The organism is Myxococcales bacterium, assembly GCA_016706225.1.
Taxonomy (GTDB): domain Bacteria; phylum Myxococcota_A; class Polyangia; order Polyangiales; family Polyangiaceae; genus JADJKB01.
The window spans coordinates 72,455-89,428 of the sequence record JADJKB010000012.1 but is presented as its reverse complement, the minus strand read 5'-3'; the positions used below and the strand labels follow the sequence as shown (position 1 = coordinate 89,428).

Sequence of the window (16,974 nt, the reverse complement as noted above, 5' to 3'; positions counted from 1 at the left end):
CGCACCAAGTGGGCAAGTTTTCGGGGAACGCGGTCCCCGGCCCATGCGAGTCGGAGGGTCTCGTCCCACTCCCAAAGGAAATACACCATGCGCCTCGCAAAGCTCACGAGCCTGATTGCTCCGACCCTTCTCGCGCTGGCTGCCGGATGCGCGATGGACACCTCCGAGCCCGGTGGCGGCAGCGGGAATCAGGTCATCGACGGTGACGACCTGGTGAAGCCCGAAGAGGGCAAGGCCGACTCGAGCGTGCAAGCGATCGTCGTCGACTTCGAGTGGGACGGCGAGGCTGTCGTGGACTCGGCGTGGAATGCCAAGCGCACCGTCGAGGACCAGTTGCTCTACACCATTGGTCACCTGAACGCCGACAAGAGCGTTGGGCGCCTGGACAAACTGGAGCTGACCAACGTCAACACCACGGACGAGAACGGCAAGAAGAAGATCACGTATCACGCGAAGATGCCGGTCGCCTGGGGCAAGAAGAACAGCGTCCCGACCAGCTACAAGCTCAGCATCCCGCGCGATGCGAGCTACAGCGGCTACGAGGCCTTCACCGAGAAGTACAAGCACACATGCGTCGACTGGGGCGCGCACGACGTGGACTCGGGCAGCATGTGGTACTACTTCCGCCCGCTGGCGTCGGAATGCCGCCTCGACGAGGCCGACGTTTACACGGCCAGCGCGACCGTGACCGTGAGCTCCGTCAACACGACGGGCAAGTACCCGGAGTACAACAAGGTCTGGGAGGACAACCTCTTCAAGACGGTGGCCATCTTCGGCAAATACGAGGACGGCGCCACCGCCAACTCCGACGCGGGAATCGCGGCCTACAACGAGTTCGTCAATGCGGTGAAGGCACGCTTTGCAGGCGCCGGCATGACCACCGTTCCGGAGAGTGTGCCCTCTTCGCCCGGTGTTGCCCACCCGGACCTCGAGTTCCACGTCACCCTGGCTGATGGCAAACAGGTCGAGATCTACGCCCTGCTCGTCGACAACGTGCGCACCGCCGGTCCGGTCTTCGACGACCGCTACGAGTCGCTCTCGACTACGGCGGACTTCGTCGTCTACAACGGCCACGCCGGCCTCGGCGCGAACATTCGAGCGCTGGCCCAGAAGGGCAAGTGGGCGACGGGCCAGTACGGCATCTTCTTCGAGAACGGGTGCGACAGCTACGCCTACGTGGACGACGAGCTGTGGAAGGAACACGCCGCGATCAACCCGGACGATCCGACCGGCACCAAGTACCTGGACATGGTCATCAACGCGATGCCTGCCTACTTCCGCTCGGACGCCGAGGCGACCATGGCGTTCGTGAACGGACTGCTCAGCTACGACGAGCCCAAGACCTACGAGCAGATCTTCAAGGACGTCGACCCGTCGCAGGTGATCTTGGTCACCGGCGAAGAGGACAACACGTTCGTGCCCGGCGGCGGCGGCGGAAACCCGGTGCCCGCGTGGAGTGGCCTCACCGAAGGTGGAAGCGTGAACAAGTCGGTGGAGACTCGCTACGAGACGCCGACCCTGCCGAAGGGCTCTTACCGGTTCGATCTGACCGGCACGGGTGACGCGGATCTCTACGTGCGCATCGGACAGGCTCCGACCACGAAGCTGTACGACTGCCGGCCCTACAAGGCGGGGTCGAAGGAGAGCTGCAGCGTGGACCTGAACACCGACGCACCGATTCACGTGATGGTGCGCGGTTGGGCCAGCAGCTCGACGTTCCAGCTCGTGGGCAAGTCCCAGTGAGCTGAGTCAACCGGCAGCTCGAGCACCACCTGCCCGGCGGGTTGGCGAAAGCGCTGCTCCAAGTCTAGAGACGAGTTCGATGGGGCCGACCCGCGGTTGGCCCCGTCGCCGTTTTTGTGGATCTTGGCCAGCAGACTCCGGGGAAAACGCGGGACGGCGCACTCACGGAGAAGGGGCCATGAGCTTCTCGGTGTTCATCTTGTCCCAGGCCATGTACGCGCCGTACCCGAGCACCAAGAGCGCGGCGGCGAAGCCGAGGAAGATGAGCGGGCCGCGGCGGCGTGTTCCGAATTTCGATGTGTCCGGGATCGAGTAGAACTCCCGACGCGACGCCGGGTCTTCGGCTGCCGTGATCACCGGTGGCGCGGGGATGGCGATCTTTGGTTTCGTTGCTCGCGTTGGCTCGCTCCCGGCCGCAGGCGGCGCCCTGGGGATGGGGGGTAGCGCGTCGTCGTCCGAGCTCTGCGGCGGCGGGGGCCGATCAGACGCGGGTGCTCGCGGCATCGGTGGCAGTGGACCGGGGGCCTTCTGCACGCTGGCCGGCATGGGGATGTCCGGCAAGTTGGTGGGCGGCTTCTTCAGCGTGGGGGCGTCCGAGAAGGCGGGCGAATCCAGCGACGCGGGCGCGGGCAGCTCCAGCGCGGGTGCGGGTGCGGGCACTGGTGCGGGCGCGGGTGCGGGCGTGGGTGCGGGCGCGGTTGAGGTGGGGTCGCCGATCAGCGCGTCGATGGCGGCGTCCGACGCCTCTTCCGAGCGGGTGAACCCCTGCATCGAAGACGGAGTCTTCAGCTCGAACGCGGCATACAAGCTGCTGCTCGACTGCTCGATGGCGGTCTCGAACTCTTCCACCAGCACCTTGCGCTGTTCTGCGGCCTCGAGCGCTCGGGCCACGGTGCGCTTCCGCCGCGCGAGCCGCTCCGTCATCTTCGAGTTCAGGTAGCCGGCGACATCGGTCTGTGTGGTCGGCCCGCAACACTGAACCAGCGCCCGCTCGATGGAGCGCTGCATTTCGTCGGCGGAAGCAAATCGCCCGTCCGCGCTGTACGAGAGCGCCGTGTAAGCGACATCCGCCACCTCTTTGGGTATTCCGCGGATCGGATCCGGAGGCAGCCCCTGCACTACCCGGTGCAGCGTGGCAATCTGGTTGTCGGCCTCGTAGGGCGTGCGGCCCGCCAGCAGGTGATAGAGCATGATGCCGGCCGACCAGACGTCGGAACGCCGGTCGACGGTCTTCCCGAGCGCTTGCTCGGGGGACATGTACGCGACCTTGCCCTTGATCACACCCGCCGCAGTCTCCGGGGAAATCCTGTCGACGGCCTTCGCGACTCCGAAGTCGATCAGCTTCACTTCGCCGCTGGTGCTGACCAGAACGTTCGAGGGGGATACGTCTCGGTGTACGACGTTCAGGGGCTCGCCCTTGTCGTTCTTGAGCTCGTGAGCCGCGTGGAGTCCAGCGCAGGAGTCCGCCACGATGCGGAGGACGATGTTCAAGGGCATCTTCTCACCCTTGCCGTGCACGGCCCGTCGAATCGCCGCCACGGACTCGCCCTCGACCCACTCGAGCACCAGGAACAAGACACTGCCCTGCTGACCCAGGTCGAGGATCTGAGCGACGTTTGGGTGGCGGATGCGCGCGATGATGTGCGCTTCGTCGAGAAACATTTTCTCGAACCGATCATCCTGAGCGTGCTCGGAAATAACGGTCTTGAGCGCGACGAGCTTCTCGAAACCGAGCTTGCCCTGCATTCGAGCGACCCACACCTGGGCCATGCCGCCCTGGGCGACCGGGCAGAGCAGCTCGTAGCGGTCCAGATTCTGGCCCGGAACGAGCGTGGGCGGCGGCGGGTTCGAGCCCATGCTGAGACTGGTTTTCGGCTGTCTGGGACCGCGTTTCAAGTCGAGAGATTCGCCCGCAGGCCGTGCGGTGGTCCGTGGGGGCCCAGTCGTGGACGCTGGGCGCCCGGTCCCGGGCACAGGAGACCGTTCTCGCCGGGTGCCTACCCGGTGTAGTCTCTAGCTCAAATGGCGACGAACCCCATCCTTGGGCTCGACGTTTACATCGCCCTGGCCGCTGTCGGCTGGGCGGACGGCGAGCTGACGCGCCAGGCGGCGGACGCGATCTTGCGAACCGCGGTGGAGGAGGGCCTCGATATCGAGTCCCTGCAGCGGCTCGAAGAGGCGGTCAAGAGTCCGGTCGACGTGGGGGTGGTCGATCGCATGAACATGTCGAAGTCCGACCGGCTGTTCGTCTACGCAGTCGCGTCGTGGATTGCGACCCTGGACGGTGAGGCATCGGTGCGAACCAGAGAAGCGCTGACGCAGCTTGCGACGGCGCTGGGTGTGCCCGAGCCGCCGCGGCAGCGTGCCGATGAAATCTTGCGCGAGATCGCCGGTGAAGACAACCGCCCCGACCGCTTCGACGTGCGCACGCTGCGCGAGACGCTGGACGCGCGCTTGGACGCCGCGCGTGCCGCGCGCCTGGGTCAAGCCGTCGACCCCTGAGCGTCAAGCGTCGCGGGCGTGGGCATGGCGCACGGTGACCAGCAGCAGACCTATGCGTTGGCGACTGGCTTCCAGGACCTCGAAGCGCACCTCGCCGACCTCGACGGAATCCCCAACCTTCGGCTCGCGCCCGAGCTCTGACAGCACGACTCCGCCGACGGTGTCCTCGTCCCGATCACTGAACTCCACGTTCAGCGCGTCCTCGAGGTCGACAACGAGCATTGCGCCCGAGACGCGGTAGACGTTCTCGCTCTCTCGGGAAATCTCCGGCTTTTCGTGATCGAACTCGTCCTGGATCTGGCCGACAATTTCCTCGATCACATCCTCGAGCGTGACGATTCCGCTCACGCCGCCGTACTCATCGACGACGGCGACCATGTGCTCGCGCTCCTTGCGCATGCGCCTGAGCAGGCGGTCGAGGGTCAGCGTCTCGGGTACGAAGTGGATCTCACGTTTCACCGACTGCAGATCCTTTGGCAGGACGGCCGTGCGGAAGAGATCCTTGATGTGCACGATGCCCACGGCCTGATCGAGATCCTCTTTGCACAGCGGGAAACGCGTGAACTCGGCCTGTCGAGCGATGTCGAGGTTCTCTTCGAGGGAGCGGTGCAGGGACAAGTAGATGACGTCCGCGCGCGGCACCATCACCTGACGCGCCGTGCGGTGGGAGAGCTCGAATACGTTGTCCAGCAGCTCCCGCTTCTGCTTGGAGAGGCGTTCGGTCGGGCCGGACGACAGCAGCAACCGTAGCTCATCTTCGCTGTGTTCGGAGTGCTCGCCGTCCGCAACTTCGACACCGACCCAGCGCAGAACGGTGTTCGTGGAGCGGTTCAACACCCAGGTTAGAGGAAACGTCAGCTTGTGAAAGAGGTAGAGCGGTGCGGCGACCCAGAGGGCGACCGCCTCCGCGTTCTTGATCCCCAACCACTTCGGCGCCTGTTCACCCAGCACGATGTGAAGCGCGGTAATGGTGAAGAAAGCGCCGGTGATGCTCGCGGAGTGCAGCAGAGCGGGACTTGCGCCAGGGATGAACGCAAAGAGCGGGCGTAGGAGCCAAGCAAAGGCTGGTTCACCGATCCAGCCGAGGGCCAAGCTGGCCAGGGTGATGCCGAGTTGAGCGGCGGAGAGGTAGGAGTCCATCTGGCCCAAGATCGTCGCCGTCATCCGCGCGCGGAGCTCGCCGCGATCCGCGCGCGGCTGGATCTGCGTGGGCCGCACCTTGACCAACGCGAACTCTGCGGCGACGAAGAAGCCGTTCAGCGCGACCAGCAGCAAGCCCAGCGCAAGGCCGAGCCACGGGTCCATGGAATTGGGTGCATGCGCTCCCTCCGTCAGGTTCGTGCTCAAACTCCGGGTCCTTGCGCTGTTCGTTCTCGTGCGAAGCCGGCGCGAGCCGGGCTTGCCACCCCGTGCGCGTCAGACACGCACACTTGTGCGAAGACCTATACCGCAGCGCGGGCTCGCGGAAAAACATTGGCTTTTTCCGCTGCTTTGCCGCCGAAATGAGCGGACCGGCGTTGTGCCTTTCGCGCCGAATTCTTGGCCCGAGTCGAAGAATACCGGTACGCGCGTACAGAGGGAGGTTGGACGCATGTTGGGAGCGAGTGAGCTCGACGCTGCATTCATCGGGATCGTGCTGCTGGAGGGGGCGTTCGTTGCCTGGCTGATGGCACGCTCGCGCCGCGAGCCCGGCGCGGGACTCGTTCACGGCGCGGTTCGGCTCGGCATGCAGGCGAGTCGTCGCAGGGTTTGAGACGGGCCGCGCCTGCACTCGACGGGCTGCCCCGGGTCCTGCAGGCTTCCTGCTGCACGTGGGCACGACTAGTCTTGGCTCGAGCGGGGCGGATGGATGAGCGGTCGTCGAATCGTATGGGCGCTGGCGCTCTCGGGTGCGGCGGTCGTCATCTTTCTGCTTTTCCGGCCTCCTACTCTGCCGTCGCCCCGAGCAAGTGAGAACGCGGTCCCGAAGAGCGAGGCGCCGCTCGCCGCGAGCCTGGAGGTCGTGGTTCGCGCTGGCGGCGCGCCGATCAGTGGGGCCAAGGTGGGGCTGGCGCACGAGGACGACCTCCTGGCTTCGGGAGTCACCGACGTGCACGGCGTGCTCGTCCTCGGTCCGCTACAAACCGGCGAGTTTCGCCTGATCGTCGCGCACCCACGGCATCTGCCAGTGGAGCGGAGCCTCGGCATCTCCGCGGGCAAGGCCAGGGTCGAGATCGACCTCGAGCCAGCGGTCGCCGTAGAGATCTGGATCAGTGATTTTCTCCGACGGCCGGTCGCGGGGGCGAAAGTGCGAGTGATTGCTTCGGACGACCGCGAGCGCGGTCACTGCGAGACCGGAGCCGACGGGAAGTGCGAAGTGGGAAGCCTCGAGCCCGGGGAGATCACTCTTGCGGCCGTCTCCGCCCGGCATCGCCCCGGACGCATGACGCTGCGGCTGGAGCCCCAGCCCCCGGTTCAGGTCCAACGACTGACCCTGGACGAGGGCCGGGTGATTTCCGGGCGGGTGGTGGATGGCGCCGGCGTGCCGCTGGTGGGCGCCCACGTGGGGACCTCGGACTCCTCGGGCGGCTTTGCGACCACGGATGCCGAGGGTCGATTCGAGCTTCCGGGCCTCGGGGTCGAACCCGTCAACATCTTCGCGAGCGCCGAAGGTTTCGCGGCGCGTCACCTGCGCGGGGTGCGGACGGGTTCTGCGAACGTCGAGCTCCGACTGTCTGCGCCGGCGAGCGTTGATGCGCGCGTGCAGTTCGCGAGTGGGACTCGGTCGCTGATGGTGAGTGTGTGTGAGTTCAACACGCATTTTGCAAAGGAGATCTGCGTGGCTCGCCGCGCGTATGACCCGGCCGAGTCGGAGGTAGTCCTCGAGGAGTTGCCTTCCGGCACGTACGACGTCGTGCTCGAAGCGCCGGGCCATTTTGCGGAGCGTGTTCGAGTCAACCTGGAGCCCGGCAGGCGAACGAGTCTCGGTTCGGTGCGGCTTCGCCCGGAGTGAGCCTCCGGTTTTCCTGATTGTCAGCCGGTCGCTCCGCGTTCACACTCGCAGCAATGAGGAAGAGTGCTCGCTGGTTCGCTGCGCTCTTGCTTGGATGCGCTCCCGGCTGCGCGAACGTGCTCGGGTACGACGACGTGACGTTCGAGGACGGCACCGGCGGCCAGTACGGAGTTGGAGGTGCGAATAGTGGTGGCGCCAACTCTGGCGGTGCGGGCGGGACGGCAGGAACCGGGGGTGATGGCGGCGCGGCGGGTGCACCGAGCGGCGGAGCCGGCGGCGCGGCGGGTGCCCCCGGTGGCGGCGGAGCACCAAGTGGCGGCGGAGCACCAAGTGGTGGCGGAGCGCCCGGTGGTGGCGGAGCGCCCGGTGGTGGCGGAGCGCCCGGTGGTGGCGGAGCGCCCGGTGGTGGCGGAGCGCCCGGTGGTGGCGGCGGAGCGCCAAGCGGTGGTGGTGGCTCACCGAGTGGTGGCGGTGGCTCACCGAGTGGTGGCGGTGGCTCACCGAGTGGCGGCGGTGGCTCACCGAGTGGCGGCGGTGGATCACCGAGCGGTGGCGGTGGCTCACCGAGCGGTGGCGGAACGGGCGGAACGCCGACCGGGGCACACTACGAGACCAAGACCAACCCGGGTGGTACCGGAAGCGAGGCGGGCAAGCTGATCCCCGTCTGCTGTGTGCCGAGCTCGAGCGAGAAAGCCAAGATCACCGAGGTCTTCAACCTCCTGAATCAATATCGAATCGCCAGCGGCAAGGGTGCTCTCGCCAACGACGCCAAGCTCGAAGCGACCATCGAGGGGCATTGCCACCACATGGCCGTCCACACCTTCTTCTCCCACACCGCCCCCGAAGCCGCCGTGTCCAGCCCCTGGACACGCGCCGGACTGTGCGGAACCAGCGCCAATGGAGAGAACATCGCGGCCGGTTACGCCAACGCGTCCGCCGTCATGACGGGCTGGAAGAATAGCCCGGGCCACAATGCCAACATGCTCAACGGCACCTTCAAGCGGGTGGGGGTGGGGAGCTACGGCAGCCAGTGGGGACAGATCTTCGGTAACTGACGGCCCCCCCCGAGTATCTGCGTGAAACGGCCTTACAGCGCGAGAGCATCGTCGACTTGCCAACTGGAGCGCCCGCCCGAGTGCCGTTAGCTACTGCTCGACGCCGGCGAAGCCGGTAACTTATCGAGCCCATGGCAACGGATCTAGCGGCGGGCTTCGGCGAAGCGTTGGACGCACTGAAGAACACGGTGGTCGACGTCGTGCGCCGCCGGGACGATCCCCTGTGGCGGGAGACGATCCTGTCCGCGCTGCATACCACGCCGATTGCCGTCAGGAAGACGCTGCCCTGGTTGGTGCGCGCTCGTGATGGTCGAGACGAGAGCCTGGAGCGCATGCTGCGCGAACACGCGCGCGTGGACCCAGATGCGCTCGCCCTCGAGATGGACGACCAACAGCTCACCTGGGCCGAGCTGGAAGAGCGGGTGGCGCGCGTCGCAGCCGTGCTGGACCGCGACGGCGTGCGCAAGGGCGACGTCGTGGTGCTTCTGGGAGAAAATTCCCCCAGCTACCTCTGCGTCCTGTTCGGCATTTCCCGGCTCGGCGCCACGGTGTCACTCATCAACAGCCACCTCGAGGGTGCACCCCTCGCTCACGCGATCCGCGTTTCGAACGCGCGCCTCGCGGTGGTGCAGGAGTCCCTCCTCGAGCGCGTGCGCCGACTCGGCGAGGTGGGAGTCACGCGCCTGGTCAGCTTCGATGCGGGCGATCTCGAGGACCGCATGGCGAAGACGTCGCCCCTCGCCGCGCGGAGCAGCTCGGACACGAGCAGCGACTTCGTCTACATCTTCACGTCCGGAACGACGGGCCTGCCGAAACCCTGCCGTGTCACCCACGCACGTTCGGTGCTGGCCGGCGCCGCGTTCGGCCCGCTGCTGTTCGAGTTTCAGCCTGGGGACAAGCTCTATTCGGTGCTGCCGCTCTACCACTCCAGCGCGCTCTTGATCGGCGTGGGCTCCTGCGTGATGACACGCACGCCGCTGGCGATTCGACGCAGCTTCAGCGCCAAGGCCTTCTGGCCGGACGTCCAGCGATATCGCGCGACCGCGATGCTCTACATCGGCGAGCTCTGCAGATACCTGGTCAACAGCCCCAGGTCCGAGCTCGAGCGCAACAATCCAATCCGCGTGGCGGTGGGCAACGGGCTGCGCGCCGATGTGTGGGAGGAGTTCCGGGATCGCTTCCAGATCGCGGCCATCCGTGAGTTCTACAGCGCGACCGAGGCCCCCGGCATCATCGCTAACTTGACCGGCAAGGTCGGGTCGGTTGGTCATGTCCCGTTCCGACGCCTGGGCGCGCTCAAGCTCGCCCGCTACGACGTTGAACGAGACGAGCTCGTGCGGGACGCGTCCGGACACTGCATCGAGTGCGAGCCGGGCGAAGTGGGAGAGCTGCTCATCAAGCTCAAGGAAGTGCCCCGCACCGCGCTCGGAGAATTCCGCGGTTACACCGACGAAGCCGCCACCAAGAAGAAGCAGCTGCGGGACGTGTTCAAGCCGGGCGACCGCTTCTTCCGCTCCGGTGACCTGATGCGCTTCGACGAAAACGACTACTTCTTCTTCGTCGATCGAATCGGCGACACGTACCGCTGGAAGGGCGAGAACGTCTCGACCGCCGAGGTCGCCGAGGTCGTCAGTCTGGCCCCGGGCGTGCAGGGCGCGACCGTCTCATCGGTTCACGTGCCGGGCGCGGAGGGGCAGGCTGGTCTGGCCGCGCTCGAGATCGACGGCGAGTTCGACGCCGGAGGTTTCTGGCAGACGGCCCAAGGCCTGCCGAGCTACGCCCAGCCGCGTTTCGTCCGCATCATCGAGCGATTGAACACGACCGGCACGTTCAAGATCCAGAAGATGCAACTTCGCTCGGATGGCGTCGATCCGACGCGAGTGCCGGATCCCCTGTATCTTCGGACCGACGAGGGATATATCCGTCTCACGCCCGAGCGCTTTGCCGATGTCGTAGAGGGACGCATCCGATTGTGAGTGACGACAGCCAACGCCAACGCATCGTCGTTGCGCTCGCGCTCCTGACTCTCGCGGCTTCGATCTACGGACTCGTGCGCCTTTCCCGTCATCAGCGGCCGGCGCCTGCGGCGGCCGCGCCGTCCAGCAAACCAGCGCCAGCGCTGCCCCCGCTCGCGGCGGAGAGCTGGCTCACGGAGCTCGAGGTGCCCGGCTTCGGTAGCTCGTACGTCGCGGTGCCGATCGGCGCCCGAGAGCCGCGCCCCATCGTGATTGCCCTGCATGGTGGCGCCGATCGCCCGGAGTGGGCGTGCGGGACCTGGACCGGCATCACGAAGGCTCGCGCGTTCGTGCTCTGTCCGCGCGGAGTCGAGACGTCGGGTTCGGGTGGCGCGCTCCGCTACGGTTGGGGCAGCCAGGCAGAAGTCGAGCGAGAGCTACGAGGCGCGCTCAAGGCGTTGAAAGCTCGTTTCGCTGAGCACGTCGCCTCCGGTCCGGTCACGTTGGTGGCCTTTGCAGCCGGGGTGAAATACGCCCTGGAGCTCGCGAGGACCGAACCACCTTTCTTCGCTCGCATCCTGGTAGTCGGTTCGGAGCCCGACACATGGTCCGCAGGGCGCGCCGCCGTTTACGCGCGCGCGGGTGGCAAGCGCCTGCTGTTTGCCGTGTCCGACCCAGCCAGCCGGGCCTCCAGCAGCACCTACTGGGTGTTCGCGAGGGGCGCCGGACTGGAGACCAAGCTGAGCGACCTGGGCGATCTTGGGCTCGTTTTGGACGCCGCCGTAGCCCGCGCGCTCACGCCCCAGTTCGAGTGGCTGGTCTCCGACGACCCGCGCTACCCGAAGTCACCAGGCTAGCAGAGTGGATTCGGTGCTTCAGAGTGGTATCATTCTACCAATGTCCGCTCGAACCTTCGCCGTGGTCCTCGCAGCGTTCACGGTGTTTGGCTGCGACCTGCTCAAGCCTCCGCCGCCAAAGCCGTTTGAAGCGCGGGTCAAGGTGTTCGGTGAGCCCGGCCAGCCGCTGAAGGGCGCAGAGGTCTGGTACAAACAGAAGAAGATTGGCGTGACCGACGACGCCGGAGTCGTGAATTTCCGACTCAAGGGCGCTGAGGGCGAGGTCTACGATTTGACCCTGAAGTGCCCGACGGGGTTTCAGAGTCCCCCGAAGCCGGTCAGCGTCACTCTGCGCAAGACCGCCGACCCCTCGCAGCGCCCCGAGTATCAGGTGGACTGTCCCAAGGCGACCCGCAGCGTGGTCGTTGCGGTGAGGGCGGATTCCGGCCCAAATCTCCCGGTGATGTACCTGGGCCGCGAGGTGGCGCGGACCGACGTGTCCGGCGCAGCCCACGTGTATCTGGATATGCCGCCGAATCAGATGTTCCAGCTGCTTCTGTCCACCGACGCCGACACCGCCAAGGACCTGCGGCCGCAGAACCCGGCGGCGACCTTCGAGGTCAAACACTCCGACGACGTGTTTGTGTTCGACCAGAAGTTCAAGATTGAGAAGAAGCGCGTGATCCGTGGAGGCGGCCACAAGAAGCCGTCCGGGCCGACGCCGATCTGAACGAGTTCCGGCGGCGCCCGGCCCGCCGCAGGGAGGGCTCCGAGCTCGCCGGATACCTGCGCTCGCGGCTGGGCAATCGAAAGCTGGCCAGCGTCGAAGCGTGTTCCGCTCCGCCAGACGTGGCGCCGCGATCGGAACTTTCCGAGCCCGTCGGACGACCCCACAAGCCGACTGGAATTTTTCGCCGAGGACGGCAAAAACATCAAAAAATTCGCGGCCTTCGGGTTCATTTTGTGTTGCGAGATGGGAAGGCTGCCTGCTACCTTCCGTAACAGAGTTGAGAGTGTCGATACGTCTCCGAACGGCACTCCGAGCACCGCTGATGAATCATTCCTCCCCCGTGACTCGACGCCGCATGCGCGCCCTGGCCAGTGATGGCCGCGGGGCAATCATGACGGAGTACGTCGTGCTCCTCGGGACGGTGTGCATCGGCTTCGCGGCGGCCATCCTGGGCCTCGGCCCGAGCCTCGTGGCGAACTACGAGCGCTCCCAGGCCATCATCCTTTCACCCTTCCCCTGACCCAATCTAAACCCCGGCGATCCGGACCCAAAGCACGAGGCAAATGAACATGGACAAGATTCGGCAGCTGATTCAAGACAAGCGTGGCGCGAACATGGTCGAGTACATCATCGTGGTGGCTGTCATCGCGCTGATCGCAATTGCCGCGTTCCGCACGTTCGGCAACAACCTCAACAGCAAGACCAACGAGAAGGCCGGTCAGATCAACGCACTGTGATGGGGTCGCCGGAGGGCGCGCCGAGAGTCGTGAATCGGCGCGCCGCTAGGGACCGCGAGAATGTACGGCGAGCAATACTTTCTACTTGCCGCAGTTCTCGTGACCGGGCTCTCGGCCTGGTTCGACTGGCGCACAGGCGAGATCCCAAACTGGTTGACGCTCGGGCCAATGGCCATCGCACCCCTCGCTCACGCCGGCTTCGGTCTGGCGCGGGAGGGCTGGGGCGCGGCAGGGCAGGGCTTCGCTTTGTCGATCGTCGGAGTCATCACATGTGGAGTGATACCGATCTTCTTGTATCGCTCAGGAGCAATTGGAGGAGGTGACGTCAAGCTACTAGGGGCCATGGGAGCACTGCTCAGACCAATGACAGGCATCGAAATGGAGATGTACTCCTTCATCGTTGCCGCGCTCTACGCCCCGGTGAGATTGGCCTACGAAGGCAAGCTGCTCAGGACCCTAGGAAACAGCGTGTTGCTCGTACGCAACGTGTTCGTTCCGAAGGACAAGCGGAAGGAGCTGACGACGGAGATGATGTCGGAGCTCCGATTTGGGCCTTCGATATTCGTGGCGACCCTCATATCGGTGCTGTTGCACTGGAGGGTGTAGCAAAACTGCTCGAGGCGATTCGAAACAAGCGAGTGAAGGAGGAAAACCCGTGAGCCGTCCCAGTCAGCCGCCTAGCGGTCTAAGAAAAGACAAACGGGGCGCCGTCTACGTGGAGTTCCTCGGGGCATTCTTCCCCATCTTCTTTGGCTTTTGGTGCCTGATGCAGTCGGTCGGCATCTACGCCGGCAAGCTCGTCACGATGCACTCCGCCTACCTGGGAGCGCGCGCCGCAGCTGTCGTGCTGCCGGACAACCCCAAGGGCTACAGCAGCGCAGCAGTTGGTTCCGCCAGCGGCAAGCGCAAGGACGCGATTCAGCGCGCGGTGCAGATGGGTCTCGGAGGCAATCGCAGTCTGCTCTGGCCGCTCGCCCAGGTCACGATTCGTGGCGGCGACGGCAAAGAGAAATCGAGTTTCAAACGGGACGAGGTCGTCACCGTTCGTGTCGAGGTGCCTTATCGCTGCCGCCTGCCGGTGGCCGACAAGGTGATTTGCGGGTTTGCAGGTCTCACCACCGTCAGCGCCGAGGCGAAGATGGTCGTTCATGGAGCGGACTATGAATATCCTTGACCGCTTCCTCCACTGGGTTGGCCGCCCCGAACAGCGCATGCGGCGCTGCGGTGCGGATCGCGGCAATTTGGCCAGCGATCAGAGCGGCGCCATCATGATCGCCGGCGTCTTCATGGCCGCGCTCTTGGCCGCCGGCGTCTTCTACATCATCGGCATGGGCAACGCGATCGTGTATCGCGAGCGCATCCAGGACGCAGCCGACGCCGTCGCCTACACCTCCGCCGGTGTGCACGCGCGCGGCATGAACATCATCGTCTTCATCAACCTGATCATGGCTGCGCTCCTGGCCGTCTTGATCATGATGCGCATGCTCATTCTGATGCTGGGCATCACGATCGTGGCGTGCGGCATCTGTATCGCCGCCACCATTTTCTGCCCGCTCTCGCCAGTGTGCGCCGCCGCCATGCCGACCATGGTCAAGATGGAGCAGGGCCTGATCAAAGGGGCTAACCAGTACGAGAAGATCCTGGACAAGGTCCTGCCGGCACTCAGCATCTTCGAGAAGGTCGTGGCAATGACCACGCCCTACGTGGGTGCGTACAAAGGCAACAAGGTCTCGAAGGCCTACAAACCGCTGATCACGACTGGCGTGGCGATCAGTCCGTCGATGGTGCCCTTCGTGCCCTCATCCAAGAAGCTGGGGCTGCCGGTCGAGGAGATGGAGTGGGGCAAGTTCTGCAAGAAGAGCGCGGAGCTGGCCATCGAGAATGGCTTGGGTTGGATCCCCATCCCGCCCGTCGTGACGGTGTTGAAGGCGATCGCCGGCGCGGTGTCTGGCACGTTCAGCGGTTACTTCTGTGGTGGAGGGGGTGCGAAGAACATCCAAGACATCATGGACAACAAGATCAAAGAGCAGGTCAACAACGGCTGCAAGAATCAGAAAGATGACTGCGCGGACAAGGTCAAGAGCGGGAATTCCTACCCGCAGTGCACTGGAGACGTGGACAAGGACAAGGCCACGCCTTGCATGTCGAAGTTCTGCACGGATCTCGGTGGCAACTTGGCGGAGTTCAACACGGCGAACTGCAAAAAAGAGGGTACGCAGGCAGCCAAAGACAAGATGAACGAGACCGGCTTCGACCCCAAGGGTGGAGGCATCGCGAACACCAAGAACAAGACCCCGAAGGAGATCTGGTCGGGCGCCGAGCACGGCTCGATCTGGTTCCAGGTGTTCGGCTTCACGGGCGGCGACGAAAAGTGGCCGCGCAACGTGGACAAGGGTTTGGCCATCGCCACCAAGACCGGCCAGATGCCGAAGGTGGACGCGGGCTGGGGTAACTGGCGCTTCGGCCAGGCAGAGTTCTACTTCGACGACTCCGGCAAGTGGTCGGACTTGAAGAAGGAATGCATGTGGAAGATGTACTGGCGGGCGCGCCTCCGGCGCTTCTCGGTCAGTGGCATCAACCTGGGTCAGCTGGGCATCGGCAAGGTCTTCGACGTCGTCAAGAAGTACGTCGGCGGCAAGTGGGTCGACCCGGCGGTCAATGGTGGGACCAGCATCATCCTGGGTGGTCTCGGCAAGGACACCTACGACAAACTCGCCGGCAAGCTGAAGTCGACGGTGACGGGTGCGCTTGGCAAGGGGATCGACAACGCAATCGACGGTTGGGTGATGCCATCCTGGGAGGTCATCCATTGAGCTCGCAAATCCTGCTCCAGCGTGCGCGGGCGCGACGAAGGCGTCGCGGCGCGGCCATGACCGAGTCGGCGATCATCGCGGCCTTCATGGTGATTCAGTTCGCCTGTATCTGGGCGTCCGTCAGCTTCCAGAAAGCGAAGATCGGCGTGATGGACGAGGCTCGCCTCGCCGCCTGGCAGACCGCCATCAACTACTGCAGTGGCGGTGGTGACATCTCGACCGACATGGACCAGAACGTCGGTGATTCGAAGGCCGGAGGGGTGCCCGACATCAGCGGCGCTCAGGAACAGGGCGGGGGCTCGTTCGGCCTGGGCAACGACGTCTTCAAGGACTCGGGATATCCGCAGATCACCAAACAGCGGCAGACCAAGTTCCCCAACGTGATCGGTGGTAGCAGCTACACGATGTACGGCAAGATGCACATGCGGTGCAACGAGCCGAAGAAGAACGACAACGGCAAGAAGTACTTCTTGATTGCGCTCGGTGCGGGCGCAATTGGAGCACTTCTCGCGAGTCTGATCTGAGGACGCCATGGCACGTTCCTACCAAGACAGACGAGTCGGCCGCTCCTTCTGGGAGTGGCCCCGCCGCGTGGCGGGCGCCGTGTTCACCCCCCGCGTACGCGGTGTGCTCAGAGTCAGCGCCTATCTGATGATCGTGTCGCTGGTCTGTGCGGGCCTGGCAGCTCGCTCCGCCTACGGCAGCGTTTCGGAGCAAGCGCTGGTGACGGGCCGCCAGCTGGCGAAGCTCGGCGAGTTCACCAAGGACTCGGAGCGGCTGGTCCTGAACGGGCAGCCCATCAACCTGGCTTCGGCCACGACGGATCTGTCCATGGGGCAGGTGCTCGATCGCTTCGAGGCGATCTGCAAAGAAGAAGGCGCGATGCCTCGGGACTTCCGCGAGGTGAAAGGTCTGCTCGAGGATCCGGTCCTCGCCAAGCAGGCCGCGCGTCTCAACTACGGTGTGTTGCGCGAGGAGTCGAAGGACGACGGAGTCATTGCCTGCGCGGTGGCCGACAGCTCGAACGGCAAACGCCGCTTCTGGGATGGGCTCAGCGCCTTTGCGGAGAACTGGGATCTCGCCGAGGTTGGTCACCTGCGTTACGCCTACGTACGCAAGCTCGAGTCGGGTCACACTCACGTTCTGGCCGCTTGGACCGACGGTTCTTTCAAGGTGAACGCCATGGCTCCGCCCACGGAGGGCACTGACGCGCCCGGCGCGGATTCACCGAACGTGCCGCGTCCGCCGAGCTCCGTGCGATATCTCTCCGCCGCGGCCGAAGGCCGTCCACATGGAGTGCGGGTCTACGAGTCGAAGGCCCCGGCCACCGAGATCCTGGCGGGCTACGAGAAACAGCTCGGGGACGCTGGATGGGAGCGGGTCTTCATCGGCGAGGACGCACCCATGGCTCGCTACTTCAGTCGCAACGGGGTGGACGTCATCGTCGCCGCGGAGCAGACCGGCGACCACAGCATCGTCTCGATGCTCGAAACCCGCGGATTCTGAGGCCCGGAGGCGGGCTGGTTGTTCGTGCAGTAGGCGGGCGTGCGCCAAGGTCCGACCCCTGGTCGCCTGAATTCCCCGCTAGTCCCGCCAATCTGGCGTGGTAGG

Annotated in this window: 17 protein-coding genes; 15 read left to right on the top strand and 2 right to left on the bottom strand. The window is 65.1% G+C overall.

From position 1 onward, the window contains the following. Positions 1 to 87: 87 nt before the first annotated feature. Complete coding sequence (locus IPI67_20135; GenBank protein MBK7582497.1) at positions 88 to 1,743, top strand: PPC domain-containing protein; 1,656 nt, start codon at positions 88 to 90, stop codon at positions 1,741 to 1,743. Positions 1,744 to 1,905: 162 nt separating this feature from the next. Here IPI67_20135 and IPI67_20130 read toward each other — a convergent pair whose 3' ends face one another. Continuing rightward, positions 1,906 to 3,600: a serine/threonine protein kinase gene (locus tag IPI67_20130; GenBank protein MBK7582496.1), complete on the bottom strand. Its 1,695-nt coding sequence runs from the start codon at positions 3,598 to 3,600 to the stop codon at positions 1,906 to 1,908. A 165-nt stretch (positions 3,601 to 3,765) separates the two neighbouring features. On the opposite strand from IPI67_20130, the gene IPI67_20125 reads away from it, so the two are divergent. Beyond that, positions 3,766 to 4,245: a TerB family tellurite resistance protein gene (locus IPI67_20125; GenBank protein MBK7582495.1), complete on the top strand. Its 480-nt coding sequence runs from the start codon at positions 3,766 to 3,768 to the stop codon at positions 4,243 to 4,245. A 3-nt stretch (positions 4,246 to 4,248) separates the two neighbouring features. Here the strand turns inward: IPI67_20125 and IPI67_20120 are convergent, their stop codons facing one another. Beyond that, positions 4,249 to 5,592: an HlyC/CorC family transporter gene (locus IPI67_20120; protein ID MBK7582494.1), complete on the bottom strand. Its 1,344-nt coding sequence runs from the start codon at positions 5,590 to 5,592 to the stop codon at positions 4,249 to 4,251. Positions 5,593 to 5,836: 244 nt separating this feature from the next. Here IPI67_20120 and IPI67_20115 point away from each other — a divergent pair, with 244 nt between their 5' ends. The 13 genes from IPI67_20115 (at position 5,837) to IPI67_20055 (ending at position 16,869) form a co-directional block, all read left to right on the top strand. After that, positions 5,837 to 5,998, top strand: coding sequence for a hypothetical protein (locus IPI67_20115; GenBank protein MBK7582493.1), 162 nt, complete (start codon positions 5,837 to 5,839; stop codon positions 5,996 to 5,998). A gap of 96 nt (positions 5,999 to 6,094) precedes the next feature. Next, complete coding sequence (locus IPI67_20110; GenBank protein MBK7582492.1) at positions 6,095 to 7,237, top strand: carboxypeptidase regulatory-like domain-containing protein; 1,143 nt, start codon at positions 6,095 to 6,097, stop codon at positions 7,235 to 7,237. Between the two features lie 53 nt (positions 7,238 to 7,290). Beyond that, complete coding sequence (locus tag IPI67_20105) at positions 7,291 to 8,292, top strand: CAP domain-containing protein (protein MBK7582491.1); 1,002 nt, start codon at positions 7,291 to 7,293, stop codon at positions 8,290 to 8,292. Between the two features lie 131 nt (positions 8,293 to 8,423). Then, entirely contained in the window at positions 8,424 to 10,268 is a 1,845-nt protein-coding gene (locus IPI67_20100; GenBank protein MBK7582490.1) for a long-chain-acyl-CoA synthetase, read from the top strand. After that, complete coding sequence (locus IPI67_20095) at positions 10,265 to 11,104, top strand: hypothetical protein (protein MBK7582489.1); 840 nt, start codon at positions 10,265 to 10,267, stop codon at positions 11,102 to 11,104. Before IPI67_20100 ends, IPI67_20095 begins: the two co-directional genes overlap by 4 nt. A 40-nt stretch (positions 11,105 to 11,144) precedes the next feature. Next, the gene (locus IPI67_20090; protein ID MBK7582488.1) at positions 11,145 to 11,813 is read left to right on the top strand and encodes a hypothetical protein; all 669 of its coding nucleotides are present in this window, start codon (positions 11,145 to 11,147) and stop codon (positions 11,811 to 11,813) included. A 340-nt stretch (positions 11,814 to 12,153) separates the two neighbouring features. Beyond that, positions 12,154 to 12,333, top strand: a complete 180-nt coding sequence (locus tag IPI67_20085; GenBank protein ID MBK7582487.1) for a hypothetical protein — start codon at positions 12,154 to 12,156, stop codon at positions 12,331 to 12,333. A 49-nt stretch (positions 12,334 to 12,382) separates the two neighbouring features. Continuing rightward, on the top strand, positions 12,383 to 12,550 hold the full coding sequence (locus tag IPI67_20080; protein MBK7582486.1) for a Flp family type IVb pilin: 168 nt from the start codon (positions 12,383 to 12,385) through the stop codon (positions 12,548 to 12,550). Between the two features lie 60 nt (positions 12,551 to 12,610). Further along, on the top strand, positions 12,611 to 13,156 hold the full coding sequence (locus IPI67_20075; protein ID MBK7582485.1) for a prepilin peptidase: 546 nt from the start codon (positions 12,611 to 12,613) through the stop codon (positions 13,154 to 13,156). Between the two features lie 49 nt (positions 13,157 to 13,205). Continuing rightward, the gene (locus tag IPI67_20070) at positions 13,206 to 13,724 is read left to right on the top strand and encodes a hypothetical protein (GenBank protein MBK7582484.1); all 519 of its coding nucleotides are present in this window, start codon (positions 13,206 to 13,208) and stop codon (positions 13,722 to 13,724) included. After that, on the top strand, positions 13,711 to 15,363 hold the full coding sequence (locus IPI67_20065) for a Tad domain-containing protein (GenBank protein ID MBK7582483.1): 1,653 nt from the start codon (positions 13,711 to 13,713) through the stop codon (positions 15,361 to 15,363). The genes IPI67_20070 and IPI67_20065 overlap by 14 nt, the downstream gene beginning before the upstream one ends. Before the next feature lie 56 nt (positions 15,364 to 15,419). Next, the gene (locus IPI67_20060; protein ID MBK7582482.1) at positions 15,420 to 15,887 is read left to right on the top strand and encodes a hypothetical protein; all 468 of its coding nucleotides are present in this window, start codon (positions 15,420 to 15,422) and stop codon (positions 15,885 to 15,887) included. Positions 15,888 to 15,894: 7 nt separating this feature from the next. Next, positions 15,895 to 16,869: a hypothetical protein gene (locus IPI67_20055; protein ID MBK7582481.1), complete on the top strand. Its 975-nt coding sequence runs from the start codon at positions 15,895 to 15,897 to the stop codon at positions 16,867 to 16,869. Positions 16,870 to 16,974 lie beyond the last annotated feature (105 nt).